This is a genomic window from Acinetobacter sp. TUM15064, from assembly GCF_008980265.1.
Taxonomy (GTDB): Bacteria; Pseudomonadota; Gammaproteobacteria; order Pseudomonadales; family Moraxellaceae; genus Acinetobacter.
The window spans coordinates 1-457 of sequence record NZ_BKFU01000213.1 but is presented as its reverse complement, the minus strand read 5'-3'; the positions used below and the strand labels follow the sequence as shown (position 1 = coordinate 457).

1 pseudogene is annotated in these 457 nt (G+C 38.7%); it reads right to left on the bottom strand.

From position 1 onward, the window contains the following. Nucleotides 1–457 (bottom strand): annotated as a pseudogene (locus tag GBI16_RS18475) (EAL domain-containing protein); the annotation flags it as partial.

The window sequence follows — 457 nt, the reverse complement described above, 5'->3', positions numbered from 1 at the left end:
ATATTGAGGTTAATAATCAGTTTGGCTTTCGGGTACTGAGTAATAAAGTTATGTAGTTGCTTACATGCCTCAACCAAAATCCAGCGATCTAATTGAATAGAAAGTTCACTGTCTTCTCTTAATTCAGCCAAGTCATTTATGTCATACCATTGTTCATCGCTAATAAAACCGCTAGTCACCTCATAGTTATGGGTTTCTTGATCGTGTTTATCGTAGATTTGCTGATATTTTAAATGAATTTCACTTCGAGCTAGCTGCTGCTTTAATTGCTGCAATAACGAAGATTGCAAAGGAGCATCGACTTGCTCAAGGCTTAGATCAAGCGATATAGAGGATTTGACAGGCTCAGGAGCGATAATATCGACGGTTGGTGCCAACTCAATTTCTGCCTGCGCCTTAGGTAACGCTTGCTGACTTGTTTGATCAAGTAAGCTTGTAAAGCTATCTTCATTTAAAG